The sequence below is a fragment of the Segatella copri DSM 18205 genome, from assembly GCF_025151535.1.
Lineage (GTDB): Bacteria > Bacteroidota > Bacteroidia > Bacteroidales > Bacteroidaceae > Prevotella > Prevotella copri.
In genome coordinates, this window is sequence record NZ_CP102288.1 from 149,000 (window position 1) to 167,439 (window position 18,440).

Genomic DNA, 18,440 nt, shown 5'->3' on the forward strand with positions numbered 1-18,440 from the left:
ATTTTAGAGGAAATTCACATTGTTACGATAGTTTGCTCAAATAGTTTTAAGGTAATTAATGTCTGTATAAATATCAGTTTTAGCTAAAAAGAAACACTATGAGTAAAGAAAAGTCTTTTAGTGGTATATATAAGGATGTTACATACGAAGATATTCTGTCGTATAAGAGATTCAAGAAGCTGTCTTTCCTGAAAGGCTATAGCCCAGAAGAGATAGCTAGGCATCTTTATGCCCAAGAAAATATATCGAAAGATAAATGGAAAGTTCTGAATATATTAAGCAAAGAGCTTTTCAATAAGAAAAGAGCTGAAGCTTATAAGCTGAAAATTCATAGTAATTATGATTATCTGTTAAACGAATTTGATAATAGAAGATTACCGGATGGTGTGTTCTCGGAGTCATTTGATAAAGGAGTTATTGCATGTGTAAAGGCAAAATCTGAAATCCCCTTCTATCAACAGTTTATCTGTGATTATTTTTTTGAATTCAATATTGACAGCATCATAGATTATGCCTATACATTACCAGAAGAACAAAAAGATATGTGTAAGACGTTGATTTATGCAGCTATACAATATTACAGAGATACCAATGACTCTAGAAAAATAATGTTGAATAATGCTCGACATAAAGAATATTCTAGTGATAAGGTTGATGACAGAGCCCAAAAAGACAAACTTATTTCAAAAATAAGTGAATCTGAAAATCATAGTGATGTTCCTGCCAAAGAAGTGCATCTTGACATGGTTTCCAAGCCAGAAGATCCTATTGATGCTAAGGAGAGAAAAGATAGAATCCGCTCTAAAGATGGTATTGATTATAGTGACCAACAGAAGAGAAAACAGGAAACAGGAGATATTGGCGAGAAATTAGTTCTTGCAAATGAAATCGAAAAAGCCAGAAAATGGGGGCTGTCAGAAGATTTGGTCTCTCAAATAAGAAGAGTCTCGTTGGAAAGCGATGATTATGGTTTTGATATACTCTCCTTTGACCAAAATGGAAGGGAACATTATATAGAGGTAAAGACAACCAAGGCTTCAAGCAACAGTTTGTCGTTTGTTCTCACGCAAAACGAATTAGACCATGCTAGAAAATATGGTAGTGCTTATTCTATAGTTATGGTATTTGACGTTGCGCAAAACCCTCGTATATGGGATATGGGAAATCCTTTTGTTAGTGAACCATGTAAAGTGAACATCAAACCGATTAAGTATTTGGTGGAAGTTAATGTAGATACGAAAGAATAATTATCTCTTATGCGAGGTAGTGAAGTTCTTCGCTGCTGATGGCAAGTATCTCGGCTCTACGGTTGCAGCCAATGGTGCTGCCTCTTATGCCGTTTCCGAGTCTTTGGTTATCGCCAAAGTGGGTAAGGATTCTATCAAGATTGCAATGAAATAAGGATTGTGAAGAGCGATGCACCTACCGTAAAATCATAAAAAGTAAGGGGAAGAAGGCGAGTAACGTAAATTGCTCACTTTTTTCCCTTTTTTCTTGTTATTCTATAGTAAAATATAGTTTAAATATTAATGTTTTTGAAAAATATATCCGGCTATTCATGGTAGCTGGGGAGTCGGCTTTGCTGTTCAAATAATTAGTTGTAAATTCGCATAAATTTACACAATTATGTTGGATATTGCAGAACATAGACAAAAGTTGATTCTGAAGAACTTAGCTCAGCTAGACGACAGAATCAATGAGATACAAGAAGAGTGCATCATCTTGTATCTAAAGTCTTTTATAGGTGATGGAGCTGAACTGCTATCTCCATATCAGTTCTCTAATATTACGCATATCAAGTATGATACAGTAATAAATGTGTTGAAAAGAAAAGTGAAGTTCAAGTCTTACCAGCAGCGGCGGTGGTGTTATTGCATCCTTTATCATTGGGATACTATCATTGATACGCTGAATAAGAAACATGTTGCGGAGAGTAAAAATTTTGAAAAAGATAAGTTCGAAAAGAACTTCAATGAGGCTTTTTGGCACTGGGCTACGATAGGGAGAGACTTGAAACAACTTGACAAGTTGAAAGAGAAAGTAGAAGAAATGCAAAGCAATTTTTCACCTCGCAATAAATAATTGAGCAACAACATTAAAAAAATATCATGAGATTTAGCCGTGCATCAGTGTTTGCGCAGCTATTATAGAGAAACAATAACAATTAATAACTTAAAATCAGAGTAAAAATGAAAAATTCAACATGAAATCGGGGGAGACATTCCTCATACTGCTCTGCAGCTCAATGTCTCCGAAGTAAGGATTCACCCTGGAAAACTTTCAGGGGCCACCTCTTCTTCCAAGATTGAGGAAGTAAATTTAGTCTATCTTAAAAGGTGAAGATATATGATTAAACTTATCGTAAAACTGAAGATTGCCCTGGCTGTGTTGGGAATCATCAGTATGAGTGTTGATATCGTAGTTAACCTGAAAGGCGTTCGCGTGTTTGAGGGTACTACAAGTATTGATAACCTTATAAGTCTTTTTGAATCATGAAAGTCAGTTGCATACTAAATTTTAATGGCGATATTCATGTGGGAGGTGTAAATCTTGGCAATGTCGTGAACTTCAATCCTTCGCATGATGCCGCAAGAGAGAGGTATAAGGGAGATGATTTTTCTAATTCCGATGTAACGGAAGCTGACTTTGAAGATGATGATGAAGAGGACAAAAGGAATAATAAGAAAGCATCTGGCATAACCAGGTTGTTCTTACCTCATAGACCTACAGTTCCTAAAGAATTGAAAGGAGAAAAAGCACAACAGATTCTGAAAAGTTTGTATGAGTATGGGATTTTGGATGAAAACTACCAGCCTGTCAATCTTTCTGGCTACCAGAAAGGTTATCTTGCCTATAAGTTATCCATCAAACTGAATATTACCAAACAATGGAAAGTATTCTCACAGTTATGGGATATGAACCCTGCTGTGCTCAGAACCCGCTACAATGAAGCTATCTCAATGCCTTCTATGGGTGAATTTGGAGATAAAATCAATAAATATATAGGTTAAATGACCGTTTTTTGCAAGTAGTACTAGTACGACAGTACTGGTACGTACTAGTTTTTTGTCGCAGAATCGCCGTACATTTGCCCCCGGAATTCAGAACCGATATGGTCTGGGTTTCGGGGGCTTTTGTGTATAGGCACATCAACCGTTGTGGGAGCGCCCAACTGTTTAAAAAGGAATTTATAAGATGAAAGCAATGAAACCTTTTTATTTTACTCATCCGCAGTACGGAAAACTGAGGGTGGTGGTGATTGGAGGCAAAATCTATTACTGCCTGATGGACGTGAAGAACATCTTCAAGAAGTCGGTACAGAAACTCTATGAGACGATTGCTGACTCGGAGGGGGAACTGAAAAATCTGAACATCGTGATGATGAAGGATATGAAAATCAAGTATAACCTCTTCTTCGAGAACCAGGAAATGGGGAAGGAAGAAACGGAGGCTGAGAACGTGAATGCGGATATCAACTTCTGCGATGAACAGCTGGTGAAAGACCTCGTTGACAAGGATGTTGCTGCCGAGAAGATTGCGGCAAAATGGGTAATAGGGTTCGTCAAGAGCAGACTGAATGATGCCGAGAATGCTTCGCTCTTCGAGGCGAACGGGGTTGACGAAATTTCTGATAACTCGCTGATTCTGCCTATCAATGTATGTTATGGTAGCGGGTATATCATGATTAACAGCGAAGTGTTCGATTAATAAAAATATGGAGGTAAAATGGAGACAGTACATGTAGTGGCAATTAATCCTTATCGCAAAGGTAATAAGGGGAAAGTTTTTTCTTACAATATCGATACTTATGATAAGGTCATCGGGTCGGAGGAAATCAAGAAGATGATTCAGCAGATTCGGGGTGAATTGCCGATTGACGGAGTGGATTTGAACGATGCGCAGGCGGTGAAGAAGGCGCAGGAGAGGCTGAAGAGCGAGCTGCCTTTCTTCTGCCCGCACTACGGCATGTTCAAGAATAATGTGCGCAGACAGGAGAATGCGATGCCGGAAAGCTTTCTCTTCCAGACGATTATCGATGTGGATGATATGGAGTATGTGGAGAGGGCGATTGAGAAGGCGCGCGAGCTGAACTGCTCTTCGGGGATATGGAACGGCTCGTTGCTGCATCTCTGTTATAGCGCTCGCAAGAAGCTGCATATCGGGATTAGAATGCCGGTGGGGATGACCATCGAGGAGACGCAGAAGGCGTATTGTGAGGCACTGGGCGTGCCTTATGATGAAAGCTGCATCACACCTGAGAGAATGATTTTCCTGACGGATAAGGACTCGGAAATCTACCGGTCTAAAATGTGGTGCGCAGTGATGCCGGAGAGCGAGATACAGGCTCGCAGACAGGCTTTTCTGGACCGTGGGCTGACGGTGGACGGAAGAGGAGTTGCAAAAGTTAATAGTTTACAGTTTACAGTTAATAGCAATAGTAATGACAAAGTTCAAAACAATAGACTTCCGGGCAATCATGGCACTGGTGAACTGGGAGAGGCCAGCGAGAAGAATCTGATAGCCTTTGATCTGTTCGTGCAGTCGGCTGGGCTTGAAGGAATGGCGATTGATACCGTCGGGTCTCGGCACTCTTCGCTGCTCGCTATCATGAGCGCAGGCGCTTCGAGGGTGATGAGCGAGGAGGAACTGATGAAGGTGGTGAGAACGAAAATGCCGAGCTACTATCAGGAGGATGACTGCCATCAGCTGATACATGATTTCTATGCGAAATATGCTGACAGCTGCAAACCGATGTCGAGGGATGTGATAAGGGTGAATGCGCTGGCGGAAAAACAGGCCAGCCAACAAGTTAATAGTTTACAGTTAACAGTTAATAGCCCTAACGCAAATCATGCAGTTCAAGGTTCAATGCTCCAAGTTCAAAGTACCGAGGAGGATTATCCTGACCCGCCAGCGATGCCGGAGAAACTGCCGAAACTGGTGGAACTGCTGATATCTCGGACACCGGAGATTTATAAGCCGGCTGTGGCGCACGCTATCTTCCCACCGCTCGCTACGCACCTCTGGCAGACGAGCTTCCGATATATTGATAATGTAGTGCATGAGGCTACATTGTCTACGTGCTTGCTGGCTGGTACGGGCGCAGGTAAATCGTCTGTAAACAAGCCGATTAGCTATATTATGGAGGATATCCGGAAACGGGATGCAGAGAATCTGAAACGTGAGAAGGAATGGAAGGAGGAGATGACGCGTAAGGGCGCCAACAAGGACAAGCGTAAGCGACCGGACAACCTCGTTATACAGGAGATTGATGCCGATATGACCAATCCGGCATTCGTGATGCGAACCGCTGAGGCGCAGGGACGATTTCTTTACACTTCGCTCAATGAGCTGGATCAGTTTGATGCTCTGAAGGGTACCGGAAACCAGCATTTCCGTATCATGTGTCTTGCCTCAGATAGCGACAACCAGTACGGCCAGACTCGCGTGGGCATATCGAGCGTTACGGAGCGTGTAACCATCCGATTCAACTGGAACGCATCTACCACTATCCAGAAAGGACAGCGTTACTTCTCAAAAGTTTTGACAGATGGTCCGATAAGCCGCATCAATTTCTGTACCATTCCGGAGCGTGAAATCGGTGATGAAATGCCTGTCTTTGGTGATTACGATGATGCTTACCGAGAGGGGCTGAAGCCTTATATCGAGAATCTGAACAACGCCAGGGGGCTGATTGACTGTCCTGAGGCATTCCAGCTTGCCCTCCGGCTGAAGGATGAGAATGCTGAGTTTTCACGTCTGTCGCAGGACAGGGTTTACGAGAATCTTTCCTTCCGTGCCAACGTCATCGCCTACCTGAAGGCGTGTGTGCTGTATGTGGCGAACGGCTGTAAATGGGAGCCGGAGATAGATGAGTTCATCCGCTGGAGCGAGCGTTACGACCTCTACTGCAAGATGCGATTCTTTGGTGATGCCATCAAGAGGGCGAACTTTTCGAACGAGAAATCGAGCAAGCGTGGACCGGCAAATCTGTTGCAGCAGTTGCCTGATGTCTTTAATTTCCAGCAGGCAGAATATCTCCGCTCGCAGTTGGGCATGGACAAGAAGGGCACTCCTTCGATGTTGCGTAATTGGGTGAACCGAAACTATATCCGGAAGATTCCGCCTAAGGGTGCAACGGGTGACGTAATCAGTATTCAGTTATTCAGTTTTGAAAAGCTACGTAACCGCAAGGATGGTAAAGAGGTAAAAATATTAGAATCTTAATGGAGTTTGAGTTATGGAAATAGTAGTAAAAAGAATAGCAAAAAAGAAGACTTATACGATAGGTCATCTTTATATCCTGAGCGATAAGGATGTGAAACGTACTTGGCGCTCGGGGGTAAAAATAGGCGACAAGCGTATCTTTGAGCACAGCTTCGATAAGACGAAGTTGGACAAGGAGCATTACTTCTGTGATACCCTGGAGCCTACGTGGAGAAACCTCCTGGGTGTCGAACTGAAACCGGAAGAGGAGGATGGACGGTACAGCAGGGTATCGGGCAAGAAAGCCCGCAAGATACCGGGTCATACGGCGATACCGGAAGGCTCGTATCCTGTGGTTATCTCGAAATCGCCAAGGTTCAAGAAGTGGCTTCCGCTGGTGCAGGGTGTTCCTGATTTTGAGGGCATCCGCATTCATGCCGGTAATTATCCCGATGATACGCAGGGGTGCATTCTGGTAGGTGAAAATAAATTACAGGGTGCCGTCTTTAATTCCCGCATCTGGCTGCACAGGCTCATGAATGCCATTACCGCAGCGAGAGAACGGGAGGAGAGCGTTTGGATTACGATTTTGTAATGTTAAATGTTGAGTGTTGAATGTTGATTTTTGAATGTTAAGTTATTAATTTTTAAAAACAAATTATTATGGTAAAGTCAGTTAATACAAATAAAGTAGAAATGGATAAGAAGGCAGCAATTGCTGTTGTGTTTGAAAACCCTGAATTCGGTAAGATTCGTACCTTGACCGATGAAAATGGGGAGCCTTTGTTCTGCGCAAAGGATCTCTGTGATATACTGGGGTATAAAAAATCAAGAAACGCTGTAAATCAGTTGGTTAACCACCTTGACGCCCTAAAACAGGGCGTCAAGGTATCGGGAAGCCTTCGTAAGGATGGAAGCCGAACAGTACGAACTCAGCAGATGATCTTCGTCAACGAGAGCGGTTTCTATGCTTTGGTGCTCGGCTCCAAGCTTTCTACTGCCGTGAAGTTCAAGAACTGGGTTACGGCTGATGTGCTGCCACAGATTCGCAAGACGGGCGGTTATATTCCGGTTCAGCCGGGCGAGAGCGATGAGGAGACAATCCGACATGCGGAAGAAATTCTCCGTGCTACGCTCAAGGAGAAGGAGAATCTGCTGAAGAAACAGCGCCTGCAGATTGAGCAGCAGAAGAAGCTTATCGGCGAACAGGATACAGAAATCCGCCGCTTGAATGATGTGGTGGATGAGCAGGTGGTTCGCATCGCCAAGAGTGGTGATAACATCATCCAGTTGGAGAATCAGGTGGGTAATCTTTTGCCGAAAGCGCTCTATAGCGATAACGTGCTCGATTCCGTTTCTTGCTTCACCACCACGCAGATTGCGAAGGAGCTCGGCATCACAGCGCAGGAACTGAACCGCTCGCTCTGCGCCCTGCATATCCAGTATTACCAGAGCGGTCAGTATCTCCTCTATGCCGATTATGCCCACATGGTGACAGTATCGGCGAATCGGTACCACTGTAGCGCATGAATCGGTACCATCATAGCACTGCATTCGGTACCATCGTATCACTTGAATCGGTACCATCATAGCGCACCAATCGGTATCAAAAAGATGTAAAGTTCTGCTCATGTATAATAATCACCGCCTATCTTTGCAGAAGAATTTTAAAATCTGTATAGATATGGCACAAAGTAATGTAAACATGAGCAAATTAAAACGTTCATTTCAAATGCTAGCGGCAAAAATACCGCAACGCACCATTTGCGAGCAACTACACATGGGACGTGGCGTACTGAATCGTTACAAGACCCTGGCGGATTCCCAAGGTTTGTCCTATGGCGTGATAGGCCGCATGAGTGACGGGGAAATAGAATCTTTCCTCCAGTTGTCCAAACCCACAGCAGCCCCATCCTCCCAACGTCAGGTGCTGGACGGGCTGTTGCCTGAATATGTGTCAGACTTGTCGCATAACCGCTACCTCACCATTCAAGCCCTGCACGAGTCATACAAGAAGGAGCATCCCGACGGATATGGATACACCCAGTTCAAGAAGTCAATCCGTGAGTATCAGTACTCACACAACCTCAGCTTCCATAACACCTATATTCCTTGGGGAAGAGATGCAGATTGACTTCGCCGGCGATGCCCTGTGGCTTACCGACCCGAAGACAGGTGAGCTAACCAAGGTTGTCGTCCTGGTCTGTATCCTGCCATACAGCGGTTTGGGATTTGCCAAGGCTATGTACAACGCTTCCATGGAGAACTTCTTCGGCGGTATATCCGATGCCTTCTCTTACTTCGGCGGAACAACTCGCATAGCCAAGAGTGACAACATGAAGCAGTGGGTGAAGAAATACGACCGCTACGAGCCAGCGTTCAATGATGCAGCCGTGGAATGGGCCGCCTACTACGATACAACCCTCCAAACCTGCAGGGTTCGCACTCCCAGGACAAAGGTCCAGTCGAGGGACTCGTCCAAAAGACATACAATGCCGTCTACGCTCTGCTACATGACGAGGTGTTTTACAATCTACCGAGTATGAATGCCCGTATCTATGAGTTGATGGACGGCTTCAATGAAAAGCCGTCCGAACGACAGGGAGAAGCAGACGTGACATCTTCGAGGCGGAAGAGCAACCAACGTTGGGTAAACTGCCCATGGCTCCATACCGCTTCAGATATCGCAAGGAGGTGAAACTGTCCGGTACCTATCACGTCATGGTTGACAAGCACAACTATAGCGTGCCATACCAGTATGTCGGGCAAAAGGTGAGCGTACTGTGGGACTTGGATACCGTGGAGGTTTACTCCGGGAGTTCTCGCATAGCCATCCATCAGCGTCGCCAAGGATCCGGATACAGCACGCTTGACGAGCATATGCCGGACAAACATCTTGCCTACAAGCACGGACAGGGATATAATGCCGCCTATTTCCTGGAGGAGGCGGCATTGGTCGGCAGCAACACCACTGCCGCAGTCCAATCCATCCTCAATCGCACGAAGCATGTCGAGCAGTCGTACAAGTCCTGCCAAGGAGTCCTGTCTCTCAAGCGCAAGTATGGCAAGGAGCGCCTGGAGAAGGCCTGCAAGCGTCCTGCAGGTTGTTCATCCATCACCTACACGACCATCCGCAATGTGTTGGAGAAGAACCTTGACCAAGTTGACGGGGAAGAAACAGTCTCAAATGTGCCACAGAACGACTATGTGAGAGGCGCGGAGGCATTTATGAACATTTAAACATATATAGTAACATGAACTTACAAGAAACCATCATACAACTCAACGAGTTGAAGCTCAGAGGTATGTCATCCTCCTTCGAGGCCATGACCAGCCTTCCTGTACAGAACCGCCCATCCCTTAAGTCGCCATCTCCAAGATGGTGGATGCAGAGGTGCAGGACAGACGAGATCGAAAGACCGCCATGTATCTAAAAATCAGCAAGCTTAGATATACGGCACTCTTAGAGGATGTCATCTGTGGAACAGACCGCAACTTCACCAAGGATGACCTTGCCGCCATTGCCGACTGTGCCTTTATACGCAGGCATGAGAACTTGCTCATACAAGGAAAGTGCGGCTGCGGAAAATCCTTCCTTGCCTGTGCCCTTGGAAGACAGGCTTGCATGCTAGGCTACAGAACTCTCTATCTCAATATGAACAGCTTTGTGGAGAAAGTTGCACTCAGCAAGCTGGATGGGTCGTACCTGAGGATGATAACCAATCTGGAAAAGTATGACTTGCTCATATGGGATGACTTCGGGTTGCAGCCAATGGATGACAAGACCAGACTCGCAATGCTCCAAATCCTAGAAGAGAGATACGAGAGAAAGTCCGTCATTATCGCCTCACAGCTTCCCATTGCCAAATGGTATGATTACATAGGTGATCCTACCTTGGCAGATGCCATTATGGACCGTTTGGTGGCAAATGCAAGTAAAATAGAGTTAAAAGGCGAATCTATGCGCCAGAAATTGAAAAAATAAATTACCTTTGCAAATTGAAAAGCAGAACTGAAATCTTGGTACCGCTTGCAGCGATACAAGCGGTACCGATTGCAGTGATAGCATGGTACCGATTACACCGCTACGCGTGGTACCGATACAGCGCTATCGTCAACATGGGTTTAGCCAAGAGCCGCACCCGCTACAGCGCCTTCCTAGACCCGAAGAGCGATGGCAGACAGGAGAAGATGGGCAGAGCCTACACCCATACCTATCTCGTATGGACCGAGCGAGGACGGAAGTTCATCCATGACCTTGCTCAGCGATACTGGGAACTCATTGAAAAGTAAAAAGGTAAAAAAGTAAAAAGGTAAAAAGAGCCTAGCGGAATGTATAGCTAGGTTCTTTTTACCTTTTTTTAGGGGGGAAAGGGGCTAAGGCTCCTTGAAGCAGCACGCCCTGAAAGGGCAGAAGCTCCTAGCCCAGGGCATCGCCCTGGGTATAATAGCAATCAGCAAGGCGCCCTGTAAGGGCAAAAGCTTTATGTATTGCCTGGAGTTTTAAAGCTTTTGCCCTTACAGGGCGACAGGTTCGCGTCCGTAATTACCCAGGGCGATGCCCTGGGCTAGGGGCTTCTGCCCTTTCAGGGCGTGTGGCTAGGAGCTTCTGCCCTTTACCTTTCCCTTCGGCCGGTGATCGTTGGTTCAGGGCGTGTGGGGCAAGACTTGTGAAACTTCAGTTATCTCAAAATATACTGACGAAATCATCATACTCCAGCTGACTGTCCACTAAAATCCATCTAAATCATATTCTTCGCTGTCCAAATCCAGACTGTCGTCGTTGTCGTAAGTTGTCTTTGGCGCTTTTTCTTCCTTTATATCCGCATCGGTTCCCTGGGTTCCGGTAGTTTCGTTGCTGAGAGTTCCGGTTGTACCATTATCGAATGTTCCGGTAGTTCCGGTTTCTATTTCACCGGTAGTTCCGTTTTCTTCTTCATTTTCTTCTGAATCATCCGTCTTTTTCTGCTGGATGATTTCCTCCGGTTCTTCAAGCAGTGGGTCCTTGCTGATTTTCAGCGGTGCCAGATGCTGGGTATAGAAGAGGGTATAATCGTCGTAGCTCAGACTGGTGCCCAGTAGCAGGAGGTTTGGTTCGCTGATAACGATGCCTCGGGCTCCCTTTGAGAGGAGCTGGGTGATGGCCTGATGCTGGTAGATGTCGTTGGCATACTGGCGTGCTTCATCGTAATTGCGGAAGCCCTTTACCTGCATGCGGTGCAGACCATTCTGCTCGTCAATGACGAGGTCGAAATTGCGAACGAGATAGGAGGTGAAATTATATTTCGCCATCTCGAAGAGCAACTGGTTCTCGTTTACAGAATCGGGAACGTAGGCGAGCATGAAGACGAACGGCTCGTTGCGCTCAATGCTGAATACCTTTGCTTTGGATTTGACGTCATCATTGAGTACGGCGTTGCGGCGCGACCATACATTGCTCAGATCGAATGTGCCGCCCTTGAGCTGTCTGCCGGCTTTCACTCCGTTGAGAATCATTCCTGCCATTTCGCTGAGTCGGCTGTTCGGATATTTCTCTACCACCTGCTGCATATCATCGAGACAAGCCTGGATATTACCCTCGTGGAGCTGGGTGAGTCCGCCGATAAAGAGGAACTTGTCGCGGTTGGCTCCTTCAGGATAGCGCTTGTCAGAGATAGCCCTGTTGTGTACCACCTTATTATATAGGTTAGCCTTGAAGGCATCGTAGGTGGCAGCATAGAGCGAATCTTCGAGATGAATGCCCATCTTCGCATCTTCCTCATAATAAGGAGAGGTGAGCAGGGCGGTCCATTGGCTCTCCGGATAATTCGCTTTCAACAGGTCGAGATAGCGGCTGGCGATGGCTGGCTGCTTCCTGATGTTGTAGAGCAGGTAGAGGTGATAGTAGGCATCATCGAGATGTTCGTATGCTGCGTTCTTCTTCACCAGTCGCTGCAGCATGCGTTCGCTTTCGTCCAGATCATTGAGTTTGTCTTTCAGGATGATGCCGGCATGCAGCAGTCCGTCGTCCAGAATCTGATTGCTTTCTGCCATCTTCTCTTCGGTGAGCGGAATCTGAGCGAGATAGTAGGCGCGCTGATGCGGATCTTCTTCTGCACTCAGGTTCTTCTCTTTCTCCTTCTCAAGGGCTTTCTTCTGTGCCTCGTTGAGGAGTGAATCGCGCTGTTCATCAGTCATTTCTTCTACACCTTTGGTATCGGCTACTACGGTCTGGTTACTCCGCTGCCAGTTGTCTATGTTCTTTCGTTTGCCCCAGAGGCGTTCAAACTGCTGTTTGCCTTGGGCTACGGCAGATTGGGAGTAGAAATACCAGGTATTGGCGTTGCCGAAACCGCCGTTGCCCATGGCTCCGTTTCCGAAGCCGGATGAGGCATTGCTGTTTCCCTGATTCCTGTTATTTCTGCTGTTATAACCATTGCCGTTGTTTCTTCCGAAGTCAGAGTTGCCCTGCTGTTCTGCCAATTCCTGGTCGGCAAGTCTTCTCTTTTCTTCTTTTTCCTGCTTTTTCAGGGCATCTATCACCTTGTCAATGGCGACATTCCGTTCTGTTTCGCTCATGCGGGCGAGTGATTGCAGGGAGTCCTGCAGATGGATGGCGTCGGTATAAGGCACCAGTTCATCGAGAACCTTCGAACGGTCGGAGAGCTGTTTGTAGTCTTTGCGGTCCTGGTCTAGGAGTCCGATGGCAGCATCATAGCATCGCTTGGCATCGCCATAACGGTGGCATTGCCAGTATACATTGCCCAGATGCAGCAGCAATACACCTTTCTCTACTCCGTTTCGGCTTGATTTCGCGGCACCCTTTTCGTATGCAGCAATAGCCTGAAGGGTATCGCCCTGGTTGAGATGTATGTTGCCGATGGCATAATAAACCTGGTCGAGATATTCCTGGTTCTTGTCGCTCGCTGCCATTCGCTTCAATTTAGATACCATCTTCCGGGAGTTGTTGGTTGCCAGTACCTCGGTCATGGAGATGCGGGCATTGAACTCCAGTTCGTAAGGCGGATTGAGACGGATGACATGCTTGAAGGCACGGTAGGCATTCTGGGCATGTCCCTGTAGTGCTTCTACCTGTCCCATCAGATACCAGAGGCGGGCTTTCTGCTTGCGTCGCATCTCATAGCCGATGGCTTTGCGGAGATACGGAACGGCCTCCTGATAGCGTCCGGTCTTCAGATAGTAGAGGGCATAGGTCTTGTCCCATTCCTTCTGGGCACGCCAGTGGATGGAATCGCGCTCGATATTACGGATTACATCTTCGGCATCGTATATCCATCCCGATTCGAGATAACTCTTGGCGAGCCAGGCACGTGCCTTGCCGTAAATGCCGGGTTGGGTAGCGTAGAGGCGGCTCATATAGGCGAATGTAGCTGCTGCCGACTGGAAATCGCCTTCAAAAAATTGGGAACGCCCCATCAGCATCCATGCCTTCCAGAGGAACGGATTATATTCACGGCGTTGCAGCCATTCCAGGTCTTTGGCTGTCTTGCGGCGTTTCTTGTCCCATACCGGGCGGCGCTTGATGCTATGCTGGTGAATGGCTTTCTCGCATTTCTCGATGGCGCGGTCGTAGTTCGACTTGCCCAGTTCGCGGCTGTTCTTGTTGCCAACCGTATAATAAGGAATCATTTCAGAGTAATTGTCCTTATTTCCGTTTTCCTTTTCGAGCGAGCCTTCAATATAGGCTACGGTCCCATTATAATAGGTGTTGTATCGGGCGTTGAAGGCATGCCACCATCTGCTCTTCGCCGTATTCTTCTGCGTAGAACATCCTGCTATGGTCACTGCAAAGGCAAGGATAACCATAGCTGGCAAGAAGTTTCTGAATGGGAAATGCTTCAACATAAATTGCTTCTTTATTTTAAAATTTTTCTTTCGGAGCGTGTGAAAGCCTTAGTGCTTTCTGGCTGCCAGTATCCTTGCTGCTGCAAACAGGATGATGCTGACGAAGATGATGGTTGCACCTGATGGCACATAGAGCAGATAACTGGCATAGAGGCCTACGATGCAGTCGATGCAGCCTATCACGATGCTGGCTCCTATCATGCGTTTGTAGCTGTAGGTGAAGAGGTTGGCAGTCATCTGTGGTATGGTGAGCAGACTGATGGCAAGTACGATGCCCACCATCTTGATGGTTGCCACGATGGTCATGGCGATGAGCGTCATCATCATATATTCTATCGCAGTAACCGGCAGATGTTGCGATTTGGCAAAGGTGCTGTCGAATGCGATGGTCTGGATAGGACGCAGCAGAAAGGTGAACAGCAATGCTACAAACAGGGTAAGACCTGCCAGAAGCCAGAGGTCTGTGCTGTCGATGGCAAGTATACTTCCGAAGAGGAAAGAGGGCAGGTCGGGCATGAATCCCGGAGTAAGGAAGCAGCAGATGATGCCCACGCTCATGCCAAGGGTCCAGAACATGGCGATGGCTGAGTCTTTGCGCACATCTTTCTTCCGTGATACCCATTGCACGCCGAAGGCACTCAAAATGGCGAATACCATGGCAGAGAGTATGGGGTTGATGCCTGCAAATACGCCGATACCGATGCCGCCAAAAGAGGCATGCGTAATGCCACCGCTGATGAAGACCAGCCGGCGGGTGACGATGTAGGTGCCTACAAAGCCACACAGGATGCTTGCCAGTAGGGCGCCAATCAGCGCGTTCTGAAAAAATGTATATTGCAGTATATCCATGTCTTTACTTTAAACTTAATACTTTGAACTTTGCGCATTGCATGTTGCGCATTGCGTATTGCACGTTTAACTTAAAAAACTGATGACTTCGTCCTTAATCTGGTTAGGCAGGTTGATGCCTCTCAGTATCAGACTTCGGTTCCATCCCGCCACCTCTTCCGGCTGCATCGTATAGAGCACTTCCGAGAATTCCTCTACCTCCTCATCGGTATAGTCGTCGGCAGCTCTTCCTGCAAACCGGTCGAGTTCCTCGTCATCGTAGTATTCTATTTCCTTGGTGGCGGCTTCCATCATGCATTCCTGTTCGCATTTGGAGTTCTCTCCGTTGCAGGTATTGCACGAAACTCCTTCCTGCAAAGGCTCTTCATCCTCTCCCTTGCGATGAGAAATGATGCCGAAAATGGCGCTTATCAAGCCTAGGACCACCAGGGCAAAAATCAGGTACAACATTTACTTTGATCTTTGAATATTGAACTTTATGATTGGTAAAGCTGTTGAACAATTAACTATCAACTACTGAAGTTTCGCAAGTAAGCCCCACACGCCCTGAAAGGGCAGAAGCTCCTAGCCCAGGGCATCGCCCTGGGTTATTATGGGCGCTAGCCTTTCGCCCTGTAAGGGCAAAAGCTTTCAAATACCAAGCAATTAACAAAGCTTTTGCCCTTACAGGGCGCCTTGCTGATTGCTATTATACCCAGGGCGCTGCCCTGGGCTAGGAGCTTCTGCCCTTTCAGGGCGTGCTGCTTCCAGGAGCTTTTGAGCTTTCAGCCCGTACTTGAATCACATGCGAAACTTCAGTCAACTATTAACTGTCAACTATTAACTGTTAACTATCAACTATTAACTTTCAACTATTTCAAATCCCACTTTCTTCAGGTCTTCCCAATAATGAGGATAGGATTTGCTTACCACCTCAGGATTGTTGATTTCAATCTGAGGGAACTTGAAGGCAAGTGGGGCGAAGGCAAGTGCCATGCGATGGTCCTCGTAGGTGTCGATAGGCTCGAAACTAGGCTCGCAGGTCTCGCCATCCCAAATCAGCGTGTTATCGTTCTCGTCATAAATCACGTAACCTACCTTCTTCAGCTCCTTCTTCAATGCCTCGATGCGGTCGGTCTCCTTGATCTTGAGACTGGCAAGGCCGGTGAACTTAAACTTTACGCCCAGGGCACAGCAGGCTACAACGATGGTCTGTGCTAGGTCTGGAGAACCGCTGAAATCGTAGTCAAAACGAGGCAAGAGACAGCGCTGGACTTTCAACTTGACAGGAGAAAGAACATCTCGGTTCTCAAATTCTGATTTCACGCCCAGCAGACTGAAGATGTATTTTACGACAGAATCGCCCTGCTTGGAACTGTCGAACAAGCCTTCGAGTCTTACCTCAGAATCAGGGTTTCCGTTCAGCGCCATCATTTCATACCAGTAAGAAGAAGCGCTCCAGTCATTCTCGATGGTGTAGTCGGCTACGCAGCTGTAAGGTTGTGGCTTTACGGTGATGGTATCCACATCGGTCCATTCTGCGCTGGCTCCGAAGTTCTGCATCGTCCACAGCGTGAGGTCGATGTAAGGACGTGATGCTATCTCGCCCGTCAGTTTCAGTTCCAGACCGTTTTTCAGGATAGGACCAATCATCAGCAGTGCCGAGATATACTGCGAACTGATGTTTCCCACCACTTCGAGATGTCCGCCTTCCAGTGGCTTACCAACGATGTGGAGTGGAGGATAGCCCTCTTTCTTTTCATACTGTATATCAGCTCCGAGGTAGCGCAGGGCATCTACCAGAATAGCAATAGGGCGGTTCTGCATGCGCTCGGTACCTGTGATGGTATGCTCGCCCGGTGTAGCAGAAAGATAGGCGGTCATAAAGCGCATGGCGGTACCGGCAGCCTTGATGTTGATGACATCAGGCATATCGCGCAGTGCCGCAATGATGACTTCTGTATCATCGCAATCGCTCAGGTTGCGGGGCTGCAACTTGCATCCCGCCATGGCATTGATTACCAATGCACGGTTGCTGATACTCTTGGAAGCTGGCAAGTTGATACTTGCATTGAGTTGGCGTGGAGCCTTGATTGTATATTTCATTTTCTTCTTGTTTCTATTTCTTTTAATACTCTTTTTTCTGATTTTGCTATTTCTCAGCCTTCAGTATCCGGATGTCCTTGATGCTGACAGCCTTTTCCTTGGCATATCGGATTGGGAGGTCATCTTCTGTTTCCGGCATCTCATCCCATGCACGGGTTCTCGGACGAATCTTCTTCGGACCCGGTATCAGGGGCGAATAATACAGAACCTGACGGATGCGGTTTGCCTGTTCTGGGGTGAATCGCATGCTGTAACAGATGCTGTAGTCCATCAGATTGTCTGACTGCCATTCCTCATCCTTGCTGTTGGTGCGTTTGGCAAGCTCTCGCATGCTGAGCGTGGTATCCTTCTTGATGGCTTGTGCCTTGCTGACATATTCTGTCAGCCATTTGCCGTATGCTATTCGGTTGTAGCTCGGCGTATCATCGCAATAGTCTGAGTCGTCATCATCATCGGCAGCCTCTGAACTTTCTTTTGTAGTCTTTTCCGAGAAGCAGTGGAAGAGACCCAGATAATGACCCAGTTCGTGGGCCAGCGTAGCATTCGGGTCGGCTGTATTGTAGGTATATCCTTTATGATTCTTATCTGTAGTATACCGGGTCCCTTCATACTCCCTTCCCACATAGATTGAGTTAAGCGAAACGCAATAAGGTTTCCCTAGCTTACTCAGCGGATAATTCTTGCCATCGCCCAAACCATCTATCTGCGGATAGCCGCCTACCTGATAAGGCAGATGACTGATGCCCAGCGTGGTGCTGTTTTCATCGGTCTTCTTGAAGGCATATACCATCACATTGATGTAGTTGTTCTGGTCCCAGCAGTACTTAGCATTCTTTTTGTCCTTCATGAAGCTCTCGCAGTCGAACTCCGATTCTGGAACCTTGATATATTCTACACCCGGTGTACTGAGTCTCTTGCCGCTCTCATTCTTCTCAGCCAGTTCGAACAGGATATGCAGGTTCTCGCTCGGGATGGTATCCATCTGATAGTTGTAGACATCACCCTGATAAAGTTCGTTCACATTGGAGAGAATCTCCTTGAGGCGGGTATATTCAATGTATTGCGTGGAGTCCCTGTAGAAGACATGAAAGATGACAGGCAGATGATAAACATAATCATCGCCTGTAATGATATCTGTGTCACGGTCTTGTCCGTGGGATATGATAGGGTCGCCGATAGAGCCTTCGGTATCCTTGCATGATGCAAAGCTGAGGACGGTGAGGGCGATCATGAAATAAAGAATTTTTCTCATGTGCGTACCTTATATTATATATTTTCGTGCAAAAATACAAAAATAAAAGAAGATAGGCGAGAAATATCCTGAAAAAGTTTCTCGAAATGCCAAAAAACTTGTGCTTCCATCTTCTTGATGTATATCAATTCAGTTACATTTTGTAAACTTGGCTCCATGAAAATAGCGTTTTATAAGGTATACCTTCGTGTAATATGCAATT

General features: G+C 46.7%; 20 protein-coding genes. 15 read left to right on the forward strand and 5 right to left on the reverse strand.

Translation table 11 applies throughout. From position 1 onward, the window contains the following. The first annotated feature begins 98 nt into the window (after positions 1-98). The 15 genes from NQ544_RS00605 to NQ544_RS00675 all read left to right on the forward strand — a co-directional run bounded on the left by NQ544_RS00605 (position 99) and on the right by NQ544_RS00675 (position 10,500). Positions 99-1,247 (forward strand): protein NO VEIN domain-containing protein, encoded by a 1,149-nt coding sequence (locus NQ544_RS00605; RefSeq protein WP_006849100.1) that lies wholly within the window; start codon positions 99-101, stop codon positions 1,245-1,247. A gap of 19 nt (positions 1,248-1,266) precedes the next feature. Then, entirely contained in the window at positions 1,267-1,401 is a 135-nt protein-coding gene (locus NQ544_RS00610; protein WP_006849101.1) for a hypothetical protein, read from the forward strand. A 225-nt stretch (positions 1,402-1,626) separates the two neighbouring features. Continuing rightward, positions 1,627-2,082: a hypothetical protein gene (locus tag NQ544_RS00615; RefSeq protein ID WP_006849102.1), complete on the forward strand. Its 456-nt coding sequence runs from the start codon at positions 1,627-1,629 to the stop codon at positions 2,080-2,082. A gap of 264 nt (positions 2,083-2,346) precedes the next feature. After that, a complete protein-coding gene (locus NQ544_RS00620) occupies positions 2,347-2,496 on the forward strand; it encodes a hypothetical protein (protein ID WP_006849103.1) in 150 nt (49 codons plus the stop codon). Next, a complete protein-coding gene (locus NQ544_RS00625) occupies positions 2,493-3,011 on the forward strand; it encodes a hypothetical protein (RefSeq protein WP_006849104.1) in 519 nt (172 codons plus the stop codon). Before NQ544_RS00620 ends, NQ544_RS00625 begins: the two co-directional genes overlap by 4 nt. Before the next feature lie 193 nt (positions 3,012-3,204). After that, positions 3,205-3,708 carry a spore coat protein gene (locus NQ544_RS00630; protein WP_244263587.1) on the forward strand — a complete coding sequence of 168 codons (504 nt, stop codon included), beginning with the start codon at positions 3,205-3,207 and terminating at the stop codon, positions 3,706-3,708. 18 nt (positions 3,709-3,726) lie between these two features. Further along, positions 3,727-6,228, forward strand: a complete 2,502-nt coding sequence (locus tag NQ544_RS00635) for a hypothetical protein (RefSeq protein WP_006849107.1) — start codon at positions 3,727-3,729, stop codon at positions 6,226-6,228. Positions 6,229-6,241: 13 nt separating this feature from the next. Further along, positions 6,242-6,802 (forward strand): DUF5675 family protein, encoded by a 561-nt coding sequence (locus tag NQ544_RS00640; protein ID WP_006849108.1) that lies wholly within the window; start codon positions 6,242-6,244, stop codon positions 6,800-6,802. A gap of 68 nt (positions 6,803-6,870) precedes the next feature. Further along, a complete protein-coding gene (locus NQ544_RS00645) occupies positions 6,871-7,737 on the forward strand; it encodes a phage antirepressor (RefSeq protein WP_006849109.1) in 867 nt (288 codons plus the stop codon). Between the two features lie 154 nt (positions 7,738-7,891). Continuing rightward, entirely contained in the window at positions 7,892-8,341 is a 450-nt protein-coding gene (locus tag NQ544_RS00650; protein ID WP_260113661.1) for a hypothetical protein, read from the forward strand. Next, complete coding sequence (locus NQ544_RS00655) at positions 8,331-8,753, forward strand: hypothetical protein (protein ID WP_260113662.1); 423 nt, start codon at positions 8,331-8,333, stop codon at positions 8,751-8,753. Before NQ544_RS00650 ends, NQ544_RS00655 begins: the two co-directional genes overlap by 11 nt. A gap of 115 nt (positions 8,754-8,868) precedes the next feature. After that, positions 8,869-9,447, forward strand: a complete 579-nt coding sequence (locus tag NQ544_RS00660; RefSeq protein ID WP_260113663.1) for a Mu transposase domain-containing protein — start codon at positions 8,869-8,871, stop codon at positions 9,445-9,447. 14 nt (positions 9,448-9,461) lie between these two features. Beyond that, positions 9,462-9,641: a hypothetical protein gene (locus tag NQ544_RS00665; RefSeq protein ID WP_260113664.1), complete on the forward strand. Its 180-nt coding sequence runs from the start codon at positions 9,462-9,464 to the stop codon at positions 9,639-9,641. Continuing rightward, a complete protein-coding gene (locus tag NQ544_RS00670; protein WP_260113665.1) occupies positions 9,632-10,192 on the forward strand; it encodes an ATP-binding protein in 561 nt (186 codons plus the stop codon). The genes NQ544_RS00665 and NQ544_RS00670 overlap by 10 nt, the downstream gene beginning before the upstream one ends. A 14-nt stretch (positions 10,193-10,206) precedes the next feature. After that, the gene (locus tag NQ544_RS00675; RefSeq protein WP_228023622.1) at positions 10,207-10,500 is read left to right on the forward strand and encodes a phage antirepressor KilAC domain-containing protein; all 294 of its coding nucleotides are present in this window, start codon (positions 10,207-10,209) and stop codon (positions 10,498-10,500) included. Positions 10,501-10,938: 438 nt separating this feature from the next. Here NQ544_RS00675 and porW read toward each other — a convergent pair whose 3' ends face one another. The 5 genes from porW to NQ544_RS00700 form a co-directional block, all read right to left on the reverse strand. Beyond that, positions 10,939-14,052, reverse strand: coding sequence for a type IX secretion system periplasmic lipoprotein PorW/SprE (gene porW, locus NQ544_RS00680; protein ID WP_006849049.1), 3,114 nt, complete (start codon positions 14,050-14,052; stop codon positions 10,939-10,941). Positions 14,053-14,100: 48 nt separating this feature from the next. Beyond that, positions 14,101-14,901: a metal ABC transporter permease gene (locus NQ544_RS00685; protein WP_006849050.1), complete on the reverse strand. Its 801-nt coding sequence runs from the start codon at positions 14,899-14,901 to the stop codon at positions 14,101-14,103. A 66-nt stretch (positions 14,902-14,967) separates the two neighbouring features. Beyond that, a complete protein-coding gene (locus tag NQ544_RS00690) occupies positions 14,968-15,351 on the reverse strand; it encodes a hypothetical protein (RefSeq protein WP_006849051.1) in 384 nt (127 codons plus the stop codon). Between the two features lie 390 nt (positions 15,352-15,741). Then, complete coding sequence (locus NQ544_RS00695; protein WP_006849052.1) at positions 15,742-16,986, reverse strand: 3-phosphoshikimate 1-carboxyvinyltransferase; 1,245 nt, start codon at positions 16,984-16,986, stop codon at positions 15,742-15,744. A 46-nt stretch (positions 16,987-17,032) separates the two neighbouring features. Further along, the gene (locus tag NQ544_RS00700) at positions 17,033-18,238 is read right to left on the reverse strand and encodes a zinc-dependent metalloproteinase lipoprotein (RefSeq protein ID WP_006849053.1); all 1,206 of its coding nucleotides are present in this window, start codon (positions 18,236-18,238) and stop codon (positions 17,033-17,035) included. Positions 18,239-18,440 lie beyond the last annotated feature (202 nt).